The organism is Methylobacterium sp. E-065, assembly GCF_022829605.1.
In the GTDB taxonomy this organism is placed as follows: domain Bacteria; phylum Pseudomonadota; class Alphaproteobacteria; order Rhizobiales; family Beijerinckiaceae; genus Methylobacterium.
In genome coordinates this window covers 12,781-27,980 of record NZ_JAKSYD010000289.1, presented here as the reverse complement: position 1 = coordinate 27,980, position 15,200 = coordinate 12,781, and the positions used below count along the sequence as shown (strand labels likewise).

Annotated in this window: 17 protein-coding genes; 6 read left to right on the top strand and 11 right to left on the bottom strand. The window is 66.5% G+C overall.

Going from position 1 to position 15,200, the window contains the following annotated elements; all coding sequences use genetic code 11:
- Positions 1-72 precede the first annotated feature (72 nt).
- From MKK84_RS32090 to xoxJ, 6 genes are all read left to right on the top strand, one after another.
- Positions 73-492: a hypothetical protein gene (locus MKK84_RS32090; protein WP_243926870.1), complete on the top strand. Its 420-nt coding sequence runs from the start codon at positions 73-75 to the stop codon at positions 490-492.
- A gap of 75 nt (positions 493-567) precedes the next feature.
- Positions 568-1,740: a ribonuclease D gene (rnd, locus tag MKK84_RS32085; protein ID WP_243926564.1), complete on the top strand. Its 1,173-nt coding sequence runs from the start codon at positions 568-570 to the stop codon at positions 1,738-1,740.
- Positions 1,741-1,850: 110 nt separating this feature from the next.
- Positions 1,851-2,138: a hypothetical protein gene (locus tag MKK84_RS32080; protein ID WP_243926562.1), complete on the top strand. Its 288-nt coding sequence runs from the start codon at positions 1,851-1,853 to the stop codon at positions 2,136-2,138.
- A 696-nt stretch (positions 2,139-2,834) separates the two neighbouring features.
- Entirely contained in the window at positions 2,835-4,640 is a 1,806-nt protein-coding gene (gene xoxF1, locus MKK84_RS32075) for a lanthanide-dependent methanol dehydrogenase XoxF1 (RefSeq protein WP_243926561.1), read from the top strand.
- Positions 4,641-4,772: 132 nt separating this feature from the next.
- Positions 4,773-5,387 carry a c-type cytochrome, methanol metabolism-related gene (locus MKK84_RS32070; RefSeq protein ID WP_243926559.1) on the top strand — a complete coding sequence of 205 codons (615 nt, stop codon included), beginning with the start codon at positions 4,773-4,775 and terminating at the stop codon, positions 5,385-5,387.
- Entirely contained in the window at positions 5,387-6,229 is an 843-nt protein-coding gene (gene xoxJ, locus MKK84_RS32065; protein WP_243926557.1) for a rare earth element methanol dehydrogenase accessory protein XoxJ, read from the top strand. The genes MKK84_RS32070 and xoxJ overlap by 1 nt, the downstream gene beginning before the upstream one ends.
- A 6-nt stretch (positions 6,230-6,235) precedes the next feature.
- Here the strand turns inward: xoxJ and folK are convergent, their stop codons facing one another.
- The 11 genes from folK to MKK84_RS32010 all read right to left on the bottom strand — a co-directional run bounded on the left by folK (position 6,236) and on the right by MKK84_RS32010 (position 15,174).
- On the bottom strand, positions 6,236-6,706 hold the full coding sequence (folK, locus tag MKK84_RS32060) for a 2-amino-4-hydroxy-6-hydroxymethyldihydropteridine diphosphokinase (RefSeq protein WP_243926555.1): 471 nt from the start codon (positions 6,704-6,706) through the stop codon (positions 6,236-6,238).
- Positions 6,703-7,080, bottom strand: coding sequence for a dihydroneopterin aldolase (folB, locus tag MKK84_RS32055; protein ID WP_243926869.1), 378 nt, complete (start codon positions 7,078-7,080; stop codon positions 6,703-6,705). Before folB ends, folK begins: the two co-directional genes overlap by 4 nt.
- Positions 7,081-7,082: 2 nt before the next feature.
- Positions 7,083-7,919 (bottom strand): dihydropteroate synthase, encoded by an 837-nt coding sequence (gene folP / locus MKK84_RS32050; protein WP_243926554.1) that lies wholly within the window; start codon positions 7,917-7,919, stop codon positions 7,083-7,085.
- Positions 7,920-8,000: 81 nt separating this feature from the next.
- A complete protein-coding gene (locus MKK84_RS32045; protein ID WP_243926552.1) occupies positions 8,001-8,363 on the bottom strand; it encodes a hypothetical protein in 363 nt (120 codons plus the stop codon).
- Complete coding sequence (locus MKK84_RS32040) at positions 8,344-9,054, bottom strand: hypothetical protein (protein ID WP_243926550.1); 711 nt, start codon at positions 9,052-9,054, stop codon at positions 8,344-8,346. The genes MKK84_RS32045 and MKK84_RS32040 overlap by 20 nt, the downstream gene beginning before the upstream one ends.
- Positions 9,051-10,196: a pyrroloquinoline quinone biosynthesis protein PqqE gene (pqqE, locus tag MKK84_RS32035; RefSeq protein WP_243926548.1), complete on the bottom strand. Its 1,146-nt coding sequence runs from the start codon at positions 10,194-10,196 to the stop codon at positions 9,051-9,053. The genes MKK84_RS32040 and pqqE overlap by 4 nt, the downstream gene beginning before the upstream one ends.
- Positions 10,193-11,278: a pyrroloquinoline-quinone synthase PqqC gene (gene pqqC / locus MKK84_RS32030; RefSeq protein ID WP_243926546.1), complete on the bottom strand. Its 1,086-nt coding sequence runs from the start codon at positions 11,276-11,278 to the stop codon at positions 10,193-10,195. Before pqqC ends, pqqE begins: the two co-directional genes overlap by 4 nt.
- A 312-nt stretch (positions 11,279-11,590) precedes the next feature.
- A complete protein-coding gene (pqqB, locus tag MKK84_RS32025; protein WP_243926544.1) occupies positions 11,591-12,490 on the bottom strand; it encodes a pyrroloquinoline quinone biosynthesis protein PqqB in 900 nt (299 codons plus the stop codon).
- A gap of 33 nt (positions 12,491-12,523) precedes the next feature.
- Positions 12,524-12,613 carry a pyrroloquinoline quinone precursor peptide PqqA gene (gene pqqA, locus MKK84_RS32020; protein WP_012317526.1) on the bottom strand — a complete coding sequence of 30 codons (90 nt, stop codon included), beginning with the start codon at positions 12,611-12,613 and terminating at the stop codon, positions 12,524-12,526.
- 225 nt (positions 12,614-12,838) lie between these two features.
- Positions 12,839-13,543: a response regulator transcription factor gene (locus MKK84_RS32015; RefSeq protein WP_243926542.1), complete on the bottom strand. Its 705-nt coding sequence runs from the start codon at positions 13,541-13,543 to the stop codon at positions 12,839-12,841.
- Positions 13,540-15,174: a sensor histidine kinase gene (locus tag MKK84_RS32010; protein WP_243926540.1), complete on the bottom strand. Its 1,635-nt coding sequence runs from the start codon at positions 15,172-15,174 to the stop codon at positions 13,540-13,542. The genes MKK84_RS32015 and MKK84_RS32010 overlap by 4 nt, the downstream gene beginning before the upstream one ends.
- Between the last annotated feature and the right edge of the window lie 26 nt (positions 15,175-15,200).

Genomic DNA, 15,200 nt, shown 5'->3' with positions numbered 1-15,200 from the left:
AGGCCTCGGGAAACGGCTTCGGCGATCCCCGCCGGACTACCGGACGGGCCCAGCAATCCCCATATCATGTCCATGATCGAAAACGCTTTTCTTCCATCCGGGGGCGGCCGAGCTACCCCTGTCGATGCGCGTCCGAGCGCGTGGCGGACGCTGCCGCTCGATGGGCATTTCGACCTCGTCTACGAGGACGCGTCCGGTGCCTGGAGCAACCGCTCCCTCGCCGCGCGCGAACTCAAGCTCGGACCCGGCCGGACCCTCCTCGGCGGCATAGACGCCCGTCGGGGCGGCTATCGCGGTTTCCGGGTCGACCGGATCCGTCGCCTCGTGGATGGCGCCACCGGCGAACGCATCGAGACCGGTATCCTCGACCGGCTGCTCGGGCGCGCCGAGGCGCAGCGCCGGGCCGATACCCTTCGGATCAAGCGACAGGGACAAGCGCGCCGGAGGGCCGCCTCGCAACCCCTGAAGGTTTCCTCAACATGGGGTTCATGACGGGAATACGGGAAAAACAGGGACGCGGTGCGGGTTTCCCTCCCCACCGCCGCGTCGGTTGCGTATAGCCGGTTCATGGATCTGATTTCTTCGACCGGCACCCTGCGGGACATCTGTACGCGTCTGGCCGCGCAACCCTTCGTGACGGTCGACACGGAGTTCATGCGCGAGACGACCTACTACCCCAAGCTCTGCCTGATCCAGATGGCGGCCCCGGACGGCACTGCCGTCCTGGTCGATCCCCTGGCGCCGGGAATCGATCTGCAGCCGTTCATTGACTTGATGGCGGATACGCGGACCGTGAAGGTCTTCCATTCCGCCCGCCAGGACCTCGAGATCGTCTGGATGATGGGCGGGATCCTACCGCATCCGTTCTTCGACACGCAGGTCGCCGCCATGGTGTGCGGCTACGGCGATTCCGTCTCGTACGAGCAGCTGGTCAACGATGTCGCCAAGGCCAAAATCGACAAGTCGTCCCGCTTCACCGACTGGTCCCGGCGGCCCCTGTCCGAGGCGCAGCTGACCTACGCCCTGTCGGACGTCACCCACCTCGTCACGGTCTACGAAGTCCTGGTCGCCGAGCTGCTGCGCACCGACCGCGGCGCATGGCTCGACGAGGAGATGGCGGTCCTGACCTCGCCCGACACGTACCGGGCTGATCCCTCCCAGGCGTGGCGGCGGCTCTCCGGCCGCATGCGCAAGCCACGCGAAATCGCCGTGCTCATGGAAGTCGCGGCGTGGCGCGAGAGCGAGGCGCAGACACGCAACGTCCCACGCGGGCGGGTGCTCAAGGATGAGGCGGTGATCGACATCGCTTCCGCGGCGCCCCGAAGCGTCGAAGCCTTGGGCCGCCTGCGCACGATCCCGGCCGGCTTCGAGCGGTCGCGCACGGGCACCGACATCCTTGCGGCGGTGGAGCGTGGGCTGTCGCGAGACACGGCCGACATCCGTATGCCGGAGCGGCTGCGCCGGGGCGGTGGCAACGGCGCCATCGTCGAACTCTTGAAGGTGCTGCTGAAGGCCGTCTGCGAAGCCGAAGGCGTCGCGCCGAAGATCATCGGCACCGTCGATGATCTCGAAGCGATCGCCGACGACGATCGCGCGAACGTGCCCGCCCTCGAAGGCTGGCGGCGCACGCTGTTCGGCGAGAAGGCGCTCGCGCTGAAGCAGGGCCGGCTGGCGCTCTCCGTCGAGGCCGGACGGATCGTGGTGCGGGATCTCGAACCGGCATCGCCCGCCGTGGACTGAGTGCCCGCTGACGGGCGTGGAATAACCGAACCATGAAGGCGTGACTTGGCCGGTGGGTGGGATTAAATGGCAACCCGGTTGCCGTTCCTTCCCGCCCGTGCGTCCCGCGTATGTTCGAGCCGAACGAAGTCCTCAAGACGCTGACCGGCCGCGGTCTCGTTACGGCGGAGGGATGCGGTTCGGTGCGGGTCCGCTACCGCGTGATCGTCGAGCGACGGGAGGTCGGCGTCGTTGCCCACGGCACGCTTCACGGCAGCCACACCAATCTAAAGCCAATCTGGCTCGAACCGGACGCGCAGCTTCGGCTTGCGAACGGGCGGCGTCTCGACATCTCGATGACCGACCTCGTTGGTGACACCGCCGAGTTCGAGAGCACCGGCCAAATCGGAACGCTCTGACCGGCCACATCGCCTCGACTCGCTGATGTCCCTGAGGCCGGATACCCGACGCCGTTCGAGCGTAGCTGGCCGGGACGATTCGGCAATTTGTCGCGCCCAACACTTCTTATGTGAAATGGGTCCCGCTCTTTAAAGCATGCGGCGACGGGGCGCACGGGTGTTCAGACCCCTCAATAGCCGGCTTAGACGAGAGAGATCCAATACCGCATCGCCGTCTTTGACGAACGCGGTGCCGTGAAGACGGCTGGCTATCCGACCACTATCAGCGCAACCGGTGCATGAGTACGCACAGCAACGCTTTCCCGGATGCAAGTCCTGCATAGGGTGCTGTCACAACGCCGTGAGATCGCCAGCGCCGAACAATAAATTGATTGTGCAGCGCACCATTTCCTAAGCCGGATCGATGACGATCAACGGCCTTCTGTAACCTCTGAATAAGCCTTCATCCTGTGTCCACATCGGTGGAACTGCGAGTTGACGGCGCTCAAAAATCTCTTAAGGTCCGGGCAAGCCTCGGTTTCGAGGGGACCGCCTCAGGGATGGTGGTTCCTGGCTAAGGGATCTGAAGATCTCTTAAAGTCGATGAAGCCCGCTACCGAGGCGTCCATCCCTGTCGCAAATAGTCAGGTCGGAGTCCACGCGACACCGCACTCTTGGTGTGTCGCGAGTATTCTCAAAGACTTGTCGGAGGAACCCATGAGAGCAGTGCATCTCCTTGCGCTCGGCGCGGGCGTTGCGGCGGTTGCCGCGCCGGCGCTGGCCAACGAAAGCGTTCTGAAGAGCATCGCCAACCCGGCGGAGCAGGCACTTCAGACGGTCGATTACGCCAACACCCGTTATTCGAAGCTCGACCAGATCAACGCGTCGAACGTGAAGAACCTCCAGGTTGCCTGGACCTTCTCGACCGGCGTTCTGCGTGGCCACGAGGGCTCGCCGCTCGTCGTCGGCAACATGATGTACGTGCACACGCCGTTCCCGAACATCGTGTACGCGCTCGATCTCGACCACGAAGCGAAGATCGTGTGGAAGTACGAGCCCAAGCAGGATCCGTCCGTGATCCCGGTCATGTGCTGTGACACGGTCAACCGTGGCCTGGCCTACGCCGACGGCACGATCCTTCTGCACCAGGCCGACACCACCCTCGTGTCGCTCGACGCCAAGACCGGCAAGGTCAATTGGTCGGTCGTGAACGGCGATCCCAAGAAGGGCGAGACCAACACCGCGACGGTTCTGCCGGTCAAGGACAAGGTCATCGTCGGCATCTCGGGCGGCGAGTTCGGCGTGCAGTGCCACGTCACCGCCTACGACCTGAAGACCGGCAAGAAGGTGTGGCGCGGCTACTCCGAGGGCCCGGACGATCAGATGCTGATCGACCCGGAGAAGACCACCTCGCTCGGCAAGCCGGTCGGCAAGGATTCCTCGCTGAAGACCTGGGAAGGCGATCAGTGGAAGACCGGCGGCGGCTGCACCTGGGGCTGGTTCTCCTACGATCCCAAGCTCGACCTGATGTACTACGGCTCGGGCAACCCCTCGACCTGGAACCCCAAGCAGCGTCCGGGCGACAACAAGTGGTCGATGACCATCTGGGCGCGTAACCCGGATACCGGCGTCGCCAAGTGGGTCTACCAGATGACTCCCCACGACGAGTGGGATTACGACGGCATCAACGAGATGATCCTCACGGATCAGAAGGTTGACGGTAAGGAGCAGCCGCTCCTGACGCACTTCGACCGTAACGGCTTCGGCTACACGCTGAACCGCGCGGACGGCAGCCTCCTGGTCGCCGAGAAGTTCGATCCGGCCGTAAACTGGGCGACCAAGGTCGACATGGACAAGGGGTCCAAGAACTACGGCCGTCCGCTGGTCGTGTCGAAGTACTCGACCGAGCAGAACGGTGAGGACACCAACTCCAAGGGCATCTGCCCGGCGGCGCTTGGTACCAAGGATCAGCAGCCTGCGGCCTACTCGCCGAAGACCCAGCTGTTCTACGTGCCCACCAACCACGTCTGCATGGACTACGAGCCGTTCCGGGTCACCTACACCCCGGGCCAGCCCTACGTCGGTGCGACCCTCTCGATGTACCCGGCCCCGAACTCGCACGGCGGCATGGGCAACTTCATCGCTTGGGACGGCGTCAACGGCAAGATCAAGTGGTCCGACGCCGAGCAGTTCTCGGTGTGGTCCGGTGCTCTGGCCACCGCTGGCGACGTGGTGTTCTACGGAACGCTTGAGGGTTACCTGAAGGCGGTCGACGACAAGACCGGCAAGGAGCTGTTCAAGTTCAAGACCCCGTCGGGCATCATCGGCAACGTGATGACCTATCAGCACAAGGGCAAGCAGTACGTCGGCGTCCTGTCGGGCGTCGGTGGCTGGGCCGGCATCGGCCTCGCGGCCGGCCTGACCGACCCGAACGCCGGCCTCGGCGCGGTGGGTGGTTACGCGGCTCTGTCGCAGTACACCAACCTGGGCGGCCAGCTGACCGTCTTCGCCCTGCCGAACTAATCGGCCGCAGGGTACAAGGTAAGATCGGTGCCGGCGCGGGCTTCCGCGCCGGCACTCTTTTGATTAGATTTGCGTGTAAGAGGCGGTCGCTCGTTCGAAGACGAAAAGCCTCGGAACTGGGAGACAGATGCGTTGCTCAACCTCAGCAAGATCGTAACGCGGCCGGTTATCGCCGCCCTCGCCCTAGCGACCGTTTCCGCGGTTGCCGTACATGCTGAGGATGCCAAGCCCGCTGCCGACCCCAAGCTCGCCAATTCGCTGAACGCGAACGACAAGAGCGCCGAGCAGGACCCCAAGCTGCTTGCGGCGGATGCCGCCGTGAAGGTCGATGACGGCAAGTACACCGATGCCGACGGTCACCCGACCTTCCACGTCACCCAGGACGGCAAGAAGCTCGACTGGTACACCTACTCGGGCTACCGCCGCTACCACGCCGAGTGCCACGTCTGCCACGGCCCGGACGGCATGGGTTCCACCTACGCGCCGGCCCTGAAGGACTCGCTGAAGCACCTCTCGTACGAGGAGTTCATCGGCATCCTGGTAGGTGGCAAGCAGGATGTGAGCGCGTCCGAGCAGAAGGTCATGCCGGCGTTCGGCGACAACAAGAACGTCATGTGCTACTCGGACGATCTCTACGTCTACTTGAAGGCGCGCGCTGCCGGAGCGGTCGGCCGTATTCGCCCCTCCGAACACGAAGACAAGCCCGAGACCGCCAGGACGGCCGAGAAGGAGTGCATGGGCGGTTGATGTCGCCTTTTGCCCGGATCGCTCTCTGCGCCCTGTCGTTGACGACGGCGCAGGGAGCACTCGCCCAGCATCTGCCGGATACGGTGACCACGGACGTTCTGCGCGTCTGCGGTGATCCGGGCAACATGCCGTTCTCCGAACGCAAGGATGACGGCTTCGAGAACAAAATCGCGGCGATCATCGCCGACGAACTGAAGGTCAAGATCCGCTATTACTGGCTGACGCAGGGCCCCGGTTTCGTGCGCAACACGCTCGGGACTGGCCTTTGCGATCTCATCATGGGTACGGCCTTCGGCGGCGACCTCGTCCAGACGACCAATCCCTATTACCGTTCTGCCTACACGTTGGTGACACGGGCCGGCGAGTTCGACGGCGTCACCGGCCTCGACGATGTGCGCCTGAAGGGGAAGAGCATCGGCGTGATCGCCGGCACGCCGCCGGTCAATCGGATGGGCGATCTCGGGCTGGTCTCGAATATGAAGGCCTACGCCCCCTATCAGCTCGACCCGGCGCGGAAGCACCAGACTGTGGCGGCCGAGATCGTCGCGGCACTCGCTGCCAAGGAGATCGACGCCGCAGTGCTGTGGGGCCCGGCAGCGGGTTGGCTCGCTAAGCGATCCGGCACCGCGATGAACGTCGCGCCCTTGCTCAAAGAGCCGGAACGGCCGCCGATGGCCTATCGGATCGCCATGGGCGTGCGGATCGGCGAGAACGATTGGAAGCGCACGCTGAACGGCGTACTGCGCAAGCGTAAGGCCGATATCGACGCCGTTCTTCGCGACTACAACGTTCCGCTGCTCGACGAGGAAGAGAACAAGCTGGCGCAGCCCGCCGAGCGTTGAGCGGGTTCAGAGCCGCGCGATCCCACTCCGGTCGAGCTTTTCAAGCGCATCCTCCACCCGCTCGCCGCCGATGATGAGATCCGGTGCGATCTCGGCCAGCGGGACCAGAACGAAGGCACGTTCGCGCACGTAGCGATGCGGCAGGACGAGACGGGCGTCATCCACGGCAGCGCCTTCGTAAGCCAGGACGTCGATGTCGATGACCCGCGGCCCCCAACGCTCCTCGCGCACGCGCCCGAGATCGTGCTCGATCGACAGGCAGGCATCCAGCAGGCCGTGCGGATCCAGATCGGTATCAACCGCCACCGCGCCGTTGAGAAACCAGGGCTGATCGGTATTGCCCCACGGCGGCGTTCGGTAATCGGCTGAGCGCGCCACGACACGGATGCCAGGCGTCGCCGCGAGGCCCGCCACGGCCCTGTCGAGCATCGCGGCCATGTCGCCGATGTTGCTGCCGATGCCGAGATACGCCTTCATGCGTGGGCTCCACGGCGCCGCAGTATCTCGATGCTGACGCCCTCCAGAATCGCTGGGACCGGTGCGCTCGGCTTGTCGATCCGCACCGCGATCGTCGCTACGCGTTCAAATCGATTGAGAATCGTCGCCGCGATCGTCTCGGCCAGCGCCTCGATCAGATTGAAGCGGCGCTCCGTGGCGATCTCAACGGCGATCTGCGTGAGGTCGGCATAGCTCACCGTCCCGGCCACATCGTCGGTGCGTCCTGCCTCGGCAAGATCCAGCTGCGCCTCGAGCGAGATATAGAAGCGCTGGCCGAGCACCGCCTCCTCGGGCAGCAGCCCGTGCCGGCCGAACACGGCGATCCGCGTCACCCGGATAAGATCGCCCGTCATCGTCACTGGATCTCCGGCCGCATCACGGCATCGACCACCCGCATGGCGTCGACATGGGCCGCCACGTCATGCACCCGCACGATGTCGGCGCCGAGCGTTGCCGCGACGGAATGGGCGGCAAGCGACCCAGTGAGGCGATCGGCCGGACGGCTCTCGCGGTCGTGCAGCCGGCCGAGCAGCGATTTGCGCGAGACCCCGACGAGAACCGGGAAGCCCAGGGCCCGGATCTCCGGCAGACGGCGCAGCGCTTCGAGATGCTGCATCCAGGTCTTGCCGAACCCGACCCCGGGGTCGAGCACGATGTTGGCATCGTCGATGCCGGCGCGATGCGCGATGCCGAGCGAGCGCTCGAAGAAGGCCAGCATGTCGGCGACGATGTCGATATCCGGCTCGATCGTCGCGCGATTGTGCATGATGATGACCGGCGCTCCATGGGCGGCCGCAACCGTGGCGATATCGGGTTCGCGCTGCAGGCCCCAGACGTCGTTGACGATCCGCGCGCCGGCTTCCAGGGCGACGCGGGCCGTCGACGCCTTGTAGGTGTCGATCGAAATCGGAACGGCCAGCCGCGGCACCAAGGCGCGGATCACCGGCAGGACGCGGGCCTGCTCCTCCTCGGCCGGCACCGGGACATGGCCGGGACGGGTCGATTCACCGCCGATGTCGAGGATCGCGGCCCCCTCCGCCACCAGCCGCTCCGCCTGGGCCACTGCCGCATCCTCTCCGGTGAACAAGCCGCCATCGGAGAAGGAGTCGGGCGTGACATTGAGGATGCCCATCACCAGCGTGCGCCCGCCGAGATTGGGGAGCAGGTCGGACAGGCCGGGGGAGGGGGTCACGGTGCGGGTCCCGTTCACGTGCGCGCTTCGGGGCCCGGTGTGCGTCAATCGCGAGGCCGGCGCAACGCCGGCCTCACCTGCCTACCCGTGGTAGCAGCGGATCTCGGCCTCGGCCTGGGCACGCCGGAGTTCTGCAACCTTGTCGTCGAAGATCTTGGTCGACTTGAACTCGTTGGCGCGGTTGCCGATGCCTTGCCGCATCGACAGGACGGTACTTGCCTGCACGTACTTGTCGTAGGGCAGGATCGCGGCGAGCTGGTCGAGCGAGCAGGAGCATTTCTGCAGGCTGTCCCGGGTCTGGCCGTTGGCCGCCATACAGCCGAACACATAATCGACCCGCGCATCGGTCGGGTAATCATTCTCTTCCGCCGCCCAGCCGGCCAGCCCCGACAGGGTCAGGGCGAGGACGGCCAGCGCGCCGCGTTCAGCCAGCCTTCTGATCATAGTTCAGCTTCTCCTCCAGCAACTCGCCGCCGTCCTGGTTCTTCGAGGACGCCTCGATCGAGACGATCTCGCCGGGGACCGACGGGGCCGTGACGAAGGTATAGGTCATGTCGTCCATGCCGCGCATGCGCTGCGCCAACGCGTCGCCCGCGAAGGGCTTGGTCACGACCTGCCAGGCATCGATGTCCTTGCCACCGAAATTGACCTTCGTGGGCGTGACGACGGCCTTCTCGCGCAAACCCTTGCGGATCGCGAGCTTCAGGTAGCGCGGGTTGGCCTCAAGCACCTTGGCCAGACCCTTCAGGTGGTTCTCCAGGAAGAGCGACACGACCGGGTTGCCCGCCATATCCTCGAACGGGCCGGCCGGCACGCGGTTCAAGCCGGAGAACATCGTGACGCTAATGTCCCGGGCGTCCGGGCTCTTCCCGGGCTCGATCGTCAGGACCAGCGTGTCCTGCAACGGCGCGCCGAACGGCCCACCCGCAATGCCGGAGCGGCGCAGGTAATCGTAGGTGATCTTGGAGCCCGGCACCGCATTCTTCATCTGCGGCTGATCGAACAGCAGATCGGACGCTGAAGGCGGGGCCGCGGCGTTGGTCTGGGTCACGGCGGCAGGCTTCGGTGCGTCTTCGGCCACGGCAGGCAGCGCGGCCAGCACCAGCACGAGGGCGGTCGTGGCAACAACTCTCACGAGTGAACTTCCTCCTTGAACGGCGATCGGACGTTGCTGCCGATCGTCCGATAGACATAATCAGGCGGGTTCTCGGCCGCTTCCTCGACGGCGAGCGCCCGCACCTTGGCGTGAAGCGGGGAGAGCGAGCAGGCCGGGTCGGTGGCGGCGGCGTCTCCGGCCAAAGCAAGAGCCTGACAGCGGCAACCGCCCCAATCCTTCTCGCGCCGGTCGCAGGAGCGGCAGGGCTCCTTCATCCAGTCGGTGCCGCGATAGGCCGTGAAGGCCGGCGAGTCGCGCCAGATCTCCCCCAGCGAATGATCGCCGACGTGCCAGAACTCCAGACCGGGAATCGTCTCGGCGGCGTGGCAGGGAAGGACCTTGCCCTGCGGCGTGACGTTCATGAGCTTGCGGCCCCAGCCACCCGCACAGGCCTTCGGGTATTTGGCGTAATAATCCGGCACCACGAGATCGATGACGAGCTGGCCCTTCAGCCGCTCTCGGGCGGCCTCGACGATCCGGATCGACTCGTCCACCTGCGCCTTGTTGGGCATCAGCGCGGCGCGGTTGACGTAGGCCCAGCCGTAATACTGCGTGTGGGCCACTTCGAGCCGCTTGGCGCCCATCGTCACGGCCAGATCGATGAAGCCCGGCACCTCGTGGATGTTGCCGCGGTGGATCACCGAATTCAGCGTCAACGGCAGCCCGAGTTCCACCACCTTGGCGGCGAACTCGAACTTCTGGGGCTGCGCATTCTTCAGGCCGCCGATCCGCTCGGCGTTCTGTGCGTCGACGCCCTGGACCGAGAGCTGCACGTGGTCGAGTCCGACATCGTAGAGCGCCTGGAGCTTGCCCAGCGCCCCACCGACGCCCGACGTGATCAGGTTCGAGTAGAGGCCGAGATCCGCGCAGGTCTTGGTGATCTCGACGATATCGTTGCGCGCCGTCGGCTCGCCGCCGGAGAGATGGACATGGAGCACGCCGAGGCCCGCAGCCTCCGTGAGGACACGCTGCCACGTCGCCGTGTCGAGCTCTCCGGAGCGGCGGTCGAGCTCGAGCGGGTTGGAGCAGTACGGGCAACGCAGCGGGCAGCGATGGGTCAGCTCGGCGAGCAGACCCACCGGGGCCGGTGCCTCGGGGCGATTCGGCGTGACGGCGTTCATCGCTCCAAGACCCGTTTCTCGGCCAGCCCGTCGAGCATCACTAGGATGTCGGCCTCGATGGCGCGCGGGTCGGCCGCATAGGTCTGGCCCAATTCGTCCGCGATCCCCGCCACGCTGCGGTTGCCGTCGACGAGCTTCAGAACCGCCACGGCATTGTCGTCGAGATCGAAGGTGCGCTCGGGGGCCAGCAGGACCCATTTGCCCCGGGTCTCGTCGTTGCGCAGCCGGACACCGCGGGGAAGCCGCGGACGATCTTCGGCCGCCATCTTGCGGCCCGCACCGGCGGCCTGAACCTGCGGCTGCTCGGCGACGAGGCCTTCGCCCGGGCGCCACGCATCCGGCGGGATCATGCCGGGGGCGACGTAGGCGAAGTACAGGGCGTCGAGCTGGGTCCAGAGGACGTTGCACTTGAAGGTGAGCGCGGCCATGGCCTGACGCTGCAACTCCGGCGTGGTCGCGTGCCGCGTTACGTAATCCAGAGCGAAATCGGCATCCCGCGGCGCCTGGGTGAGGCGCTTGTCGAAATAGGCCAGCGTGTCCTTGGTGATGAAGTCGTAGTTCTTCAGCATCCCGGCGACACGCTCGGAGATGATGGTCGGCGAGAACATTTCGGTCAGCGACGAGGCAATCGCCTCCAGCAAACTCTTTTCCGAGACGAAATGGACGTACGCCTCGACCGAGAATTTTGTCGCCGAGAGGATCCCGCGGGTCGAGAGCACGTAATCCCGGTCGAAGCCGACACCCTCGGCGAGCTTGAGCCAGCGCTCGATCCCGCCGTCACCCTCGTGATCACCATCGTGATCGACGATACGCTGGCGCCAGATCCGCCGGAGCGACGCGTCGGTCATCCGGGCCAGGACGGCGGCGTCCTTCACCGGGATCATGGCTTGGTAGTAGTAGCGATTCAGCGCCCAAGCCCGGACCTGATCCTTCGACAGCTTTCCGTCATGGAGCAGGCGGTGGAACGGGTGCAGGATGTGGTAGCGGCGCGCACCGATGTCGCGGAGCGCGGCCTCCAATTCCTCGGGGCTGAGGAGACGCTGGCTCTCGGCGGTATCGGGGGTCGGAAAAATTGCGTTCATGGCGTGTCCGGCGTCCGTTCTCGGGTCGCGATTCCTGTGTCGTCCCGCCCTCGGCACACCGGGCGTGTTCCTGAACTCAAGGACGATATAGTGCCGACAATCGGTCGGCCCAACCGTCAACGTCTGCCGAGATATTCTGTCGCGTCGTTTGACCTCCGGCCCACGTTTCCCGATCCACACCCGCATCCTGAGATGCCGGAGCGAAGCGCAGATTTCGAGCGAGACCTTCAGCCCGCCGCGCGATCCCTGGCGTTATCCTTCGACGCGGCTTCGCCGCACGTCAGGATGACGGCGTACGTTGGACGCGTCTGGCTACAGCGACAGGCTCAGCCCGTCATGCGCCACCGTCCACCCGGCCGCCTCGACATCCCCGCGCTCCGGGGATCCCTCGACCAGAACCGGATTGGTGTTGTTGATGTGCACAAAGATGCGCTGCCCGATCTCGGTCGCTGCAAGCGCATCGATCGAACCGTTCGCGCCGCGCATCGGCACGTGCCCCATGCGCCAGCCGGTCTTCGTCCCGACGCCGGCCCGGATCATGTCGTCGTCGTGCAGGACGGTGCCGTCGAACAGCAGCGCATCCACACCGGCGATGCGCGCCCGCAACCCGTCCGTCACCCGCGCGCAGCCGGGAATGTAGGCAAGGCGCCGGCCGCCGGCCTCTATCAAGGCGCCGACCGTCGTCTCGGTCTCGGCGCCGATCTCCATGGTCTCGTCTTCCAGCCAGAGCGGCACCTTGCCGGGGACGGCGAAGAGCGTGACCGACAGGCCGGGCAGGGGCTCGAACCGCGTGTCCATGCCGACGGCCTCACGGGCTACGACGCCGTCCGCCATCACGTCGAAGACGCGATTGGCGTTCACCGAGTCGAGAATCCCGCCTGTTGCATAGAGCGTGTAGGGCTGGCCTTCGCGCAGCGTCAGCAGGCCCGCGACATGATCGACGTCACCGTTGGTCAGAAGCACGGCGCGGATCGGCGAGTGACGCAGGCCCTCGCGCGGATGCATCGCTCGATTGTCGAAGAGTTGTTGCCGGATATCCGGCGAGGCGTTGATCAGCAGCCAATCCGACCCGTCCGCGGACACCGCAATGCTCGACTGGGTCCGGGGCCGCACCCGGTCCGGTTCGGACCGCGCCAGCGTGCAGATGGGGCAGCGGCAATTCCACTGGGGAAGGCCGCCGCCGGCCGCGGAACCGAGGATCACGACGCGCATGGTGCGGCTCCCGAGATCCCCGGCCCGTAAAACTCAGTTGAAGGTGTCGATCTCGGCCGACTCGTAGCTCGTCACTTCCATGCCGACGCAGATCTCGGACACGATCGGGGCAGCCCACTTCATGGTGTTTCTCCTTGGCGGTATCCTCACCGAGCGTCACACGGATCCTAAGAAGACCCTAAGACACTGATGGCGCTCTCGTTTTTTAGGCGCGGGACCGGTATCAACGATTCAGGGGCACGCTTCAAGCACTAACTTGCCGGATCCTCCCAAATTTTTCGTGAGACACTTCCTAAAGTTCCGGAAACCCACGGGAAACGTCGGCCGGTAGGACTTAAGTACAGTTGGTCATTGTCGAAAGTCCGGTCCGCGCAGCTCCAGCATAAAACCCTTGCCGCGCACGGTCGTCAGGGCCGGGCCGCCGAAGCGGACGAAATCGGCCATCTTCGAGCGCAGGTACCCGATGTAGACATCGACCACGTTGAGCGAGAGGCCGCCCTGGCTGGCCCAGAGCCGGTCGAAGATGTCCGCGCGGGAGACGGGCTTGCCGATGCTCTCCATCAGCATGGCGAGCAGATCGGCTTCGCGCGGGGTCAGGCGGGCAGTCGCCTCGCCGCAGCTCGCCTGGCGGGTATCGAGGTCGAGACTCAGCCGACCCGCCGTGATCCTTGAGCGGGGCGCCTCGGCCTGCTCGCGCCGCATCAGGTGCGTGCGCAGGCGCGCGACCAGCTCGTCGAACTCGAACGGCTTGACGATGTAGTCGTCGGCTCCGAGCGCCAGACCCTCGGCCCGGTCGCGGATCTCGTCGCGGGCGGACAGGAACAGGATGGCACCGGCGAACCCGCCTTCCCGCAGGGACCGGCAGACATCGTGGCCGGACCCATCCGGCAGGCCGATATCGAGGAGGACGGCCCCGGGCGCGGGATCGTGCGCCGCCTTGAGCGCCTCGTCGACGCAGGCCGCCGTGCCGACCTCGAAACCCTCGGCCTCCAAGCCCCGGGCCAGGAGGCCGCGGATGTCGATATCGTCCTCGACGATCAGGATCCGCGTCATGCGGCCGGCTCCCTCACCTGTGCGGCGCCGGCCGCGTCCCCGGCCGTGCCCAACCCCCATGCCGGATCGAGCGCCGGGATGTCCAGGCTGACGCGGGCGCCGCGCCCGTCCGGACCGGCGCCCACCCGGATGGTCCCGCCATGCTGCTCGACGATCCAGCGCGCGAGGGCGAGACCGATGCCGAAGCCGGTCTCGTCAGGCCCCGCGCCCGCGCCGCGCTTGAAGCGCTCGAACAGGTCGGTCTCGGAGGTGCAAAATCCCGGGCCGTCATCCGTCACGGTGATCCGCCCGATCGGGCCCGGACCGGCGGCCAGCGCGACCTCGACCCGGGTGAGCCCGGCGGCGTGGCGCAGGGCGTTATCGACGAGGCTCTCCACCGTCTGCCGGATCCACTCGCGATCTGCGAGGCTCTCGACGTCCCGGGTCCCCAAATCGAGGGACAGCGCGACCCGCCGCCGAGCGGCCTCGGAGGTCATGTTATCCACCGCCTCCGACAGGACCATGGCGAGCCCGAGGGGCCGCTTGTCGAACGCGATCTCGCCGGTCTCCGATCGGGCAACGCGCAGCAGATCCTCGACCCGCAGCTTCAGGCGCTGCGCGCGCTTCTTGATCGTCGCGAAGACCGGCCCGGGATCGGCGCCGCGGGTGGCCCCCCGCAGGGCGAGATCGCACTCGCCCAGGATCACGGTGAGCGGGGTGCGCAGTTCGTGGCTGACATCGGCGAAGAAGCGCCGCCGGGACTGGTCGACGGATTCAAGACGGACATTGGCCGCGCGCAGATCCGCGGTCCGGGCCGCGACCGTGTCCTCCAGCGCCGCCCGATCGGCCACGACACGCGATTCCCGCCTGGCGAGGCGGGCGGCCATGCGGTTGACGTTGGACATCAGGAGCCCGAGCTCGTCGCGGGTCGCGACGGAAAGGCGGGTGTCCAGGGCACCGTGGCCGATGGCGCTCGCGGCCCGGCGAACCTCCTCGATCCGCGCCAGGGTCGGCCGGGTGACGCCGCGGTAGAGGATCGCCAGCAGCACGAGGGCCGCCGTCACCGCCGCCGCGGCGGCGAGGCGCAGCCGCTCCGAGAGCGCCCGGGCCTGCTCGGAGCCGAGCGCCATGCTGCGCCGCTCCGCCTCGATCAGGAAAGAGAGCGGCTGGCCCGTCATCGCGCCGAACCCATTGAGCGCACCCTTGATCGCGTCCTGCCGCCGCTCGGGCTCGGTCTGGCGAGCGATCAGAGCCACCTGCCGGTCGAGGACGGCGCGGGCAGCACGCAGCGCAGCCATCGGGCGGGTCCGCGCGGCGTATTGCATCCGGTCGGCCGGGTCGTCGCTCGGTGGAAAACTCTTGGCCAGGGCCTCGTCGACCGTCCGCAGGGCGCGGTCGGCGTTGTCGCGGGCGATCGCCATCGCCTCGGGCTGGCCGTCGGGATTACCCACGGTCTCGACGGCGGCGAGGCCGAACTGCGTGAGGCGGCCGGACAGTTCGGCCAACAATTCCAGGCGCCGCTGCGCTTCGAGAGTCCGGTCGACGGTCCGCTCGGCCGCGCCGATCGCTGCCAGCAGCGCCGCAGCAGCCAGGATCACCACGATGGCCGTGCCGCCCAGGAGCAGCGCGAAGCGGGTCTTCAGCGAGCGCATGGGGCCGCCCTCAGAACAGGGCTCAG

Excerpts from the sequence above, each read along its gene's own strand:
- rnd (WP_243926564.1), top strand. The coding sequence starts at position 568 with ATGGATCTGATTTCTTCGACCGGCACCCTGCGGGACATCTGTACGCGT.
- xoxJ (WP_243926557.1), top strand. The coding sequence starts at position 5,387 with ATGTCGCCTTTTGCCCGGATCGCTCTCTGCGCCCTGTCGTTGACGACG.
- pqqC (WP_243926546.1), bottom strand. The coding sequence starts at position 11,278 with ATGAACGCAATTTTTCCGACCCCCGATACCGCCGAGAGCCAGCGTCTC.
- MKK84_RS32010 (WP_243926540.1), bottom strand. The coding sequence starts at position 15,174 with ATGCGCTCGCTGAAGACCCGCTTCGCGCTGCTCCTGGGCGGCACGGCC.
- folK (WP_243926555.1), bottom strand. The coding sequence starts at position 6,706 with ATGAAGGCGTATCTCGGCATCGGCAGCAACATCGGCGACATGGCCGCG.
- folB (WP_243926869.1), bottom strand. The coding sequence starts at position 7,080 with ATGACGGGCGATCTTATCCGGGTGACGCGGATCGCCGTGTTCGGCCGG.
- MKK84_RS32080 (WP_243926562.1), top strand. The coding sequence starts at position 1,851 with ATGTTCGAGCCGAACGAAGTCCTCAAGACGCTGACCGGCCGCGGTCTC.
- pqqA (WP_012317526.1), bottom strand. The coding sequence starts at position 12,613 with ATGAAGTGGGCTGCCCCGATCGTGTCCGAGATCTGCGTCGGCATGGAA.
- xoxF1 (WP_243926561.1), top strand. The coding sequence starts at position 2,835 with ATGAGAGCAGTGCATCTCCTTGCGCTCGGCGCGGGCGTTGCGGCGGTT.
- pqqE (WP_243926548.1), bottom strand. The coding sequence starts at position 10,196 with ATGAACGCCGTCACGCCGAATCGCCCCGAGGCACCGGCCCCGGTGGGT.
- MKK84_RS32015 (WP_243926542.1), bottom strand. The coding sequence starts at position 13,543 with ATGACGCGGATCCTGATCGTCGAGGACGATATCGACATCCGCGGCCTC.
- MKK84_RS32090 (WP_243926870.1), top strand. The coding sequence starts at position 73 with ATGATCGAAAACGCTTTTCTTCCATCCGGGGGCGGCCGAGCTACCCCT.
- pqqB (WP_243926544.1), bottom strand. The coding sequence starts at position 12,490 with ATGCGCGTCGTGATCCTCGGTTCCGCGGCCGGCGGCGGCCTTCCCCAG.
- MKK84_RS32045 (WP_243926552.1), bottom strand. The coding sequence starts at position 8,363 with ATGATCAGAAGGCTGGCTGAACGCGGCGCGCTGGCCGTCCTCGCCCTG.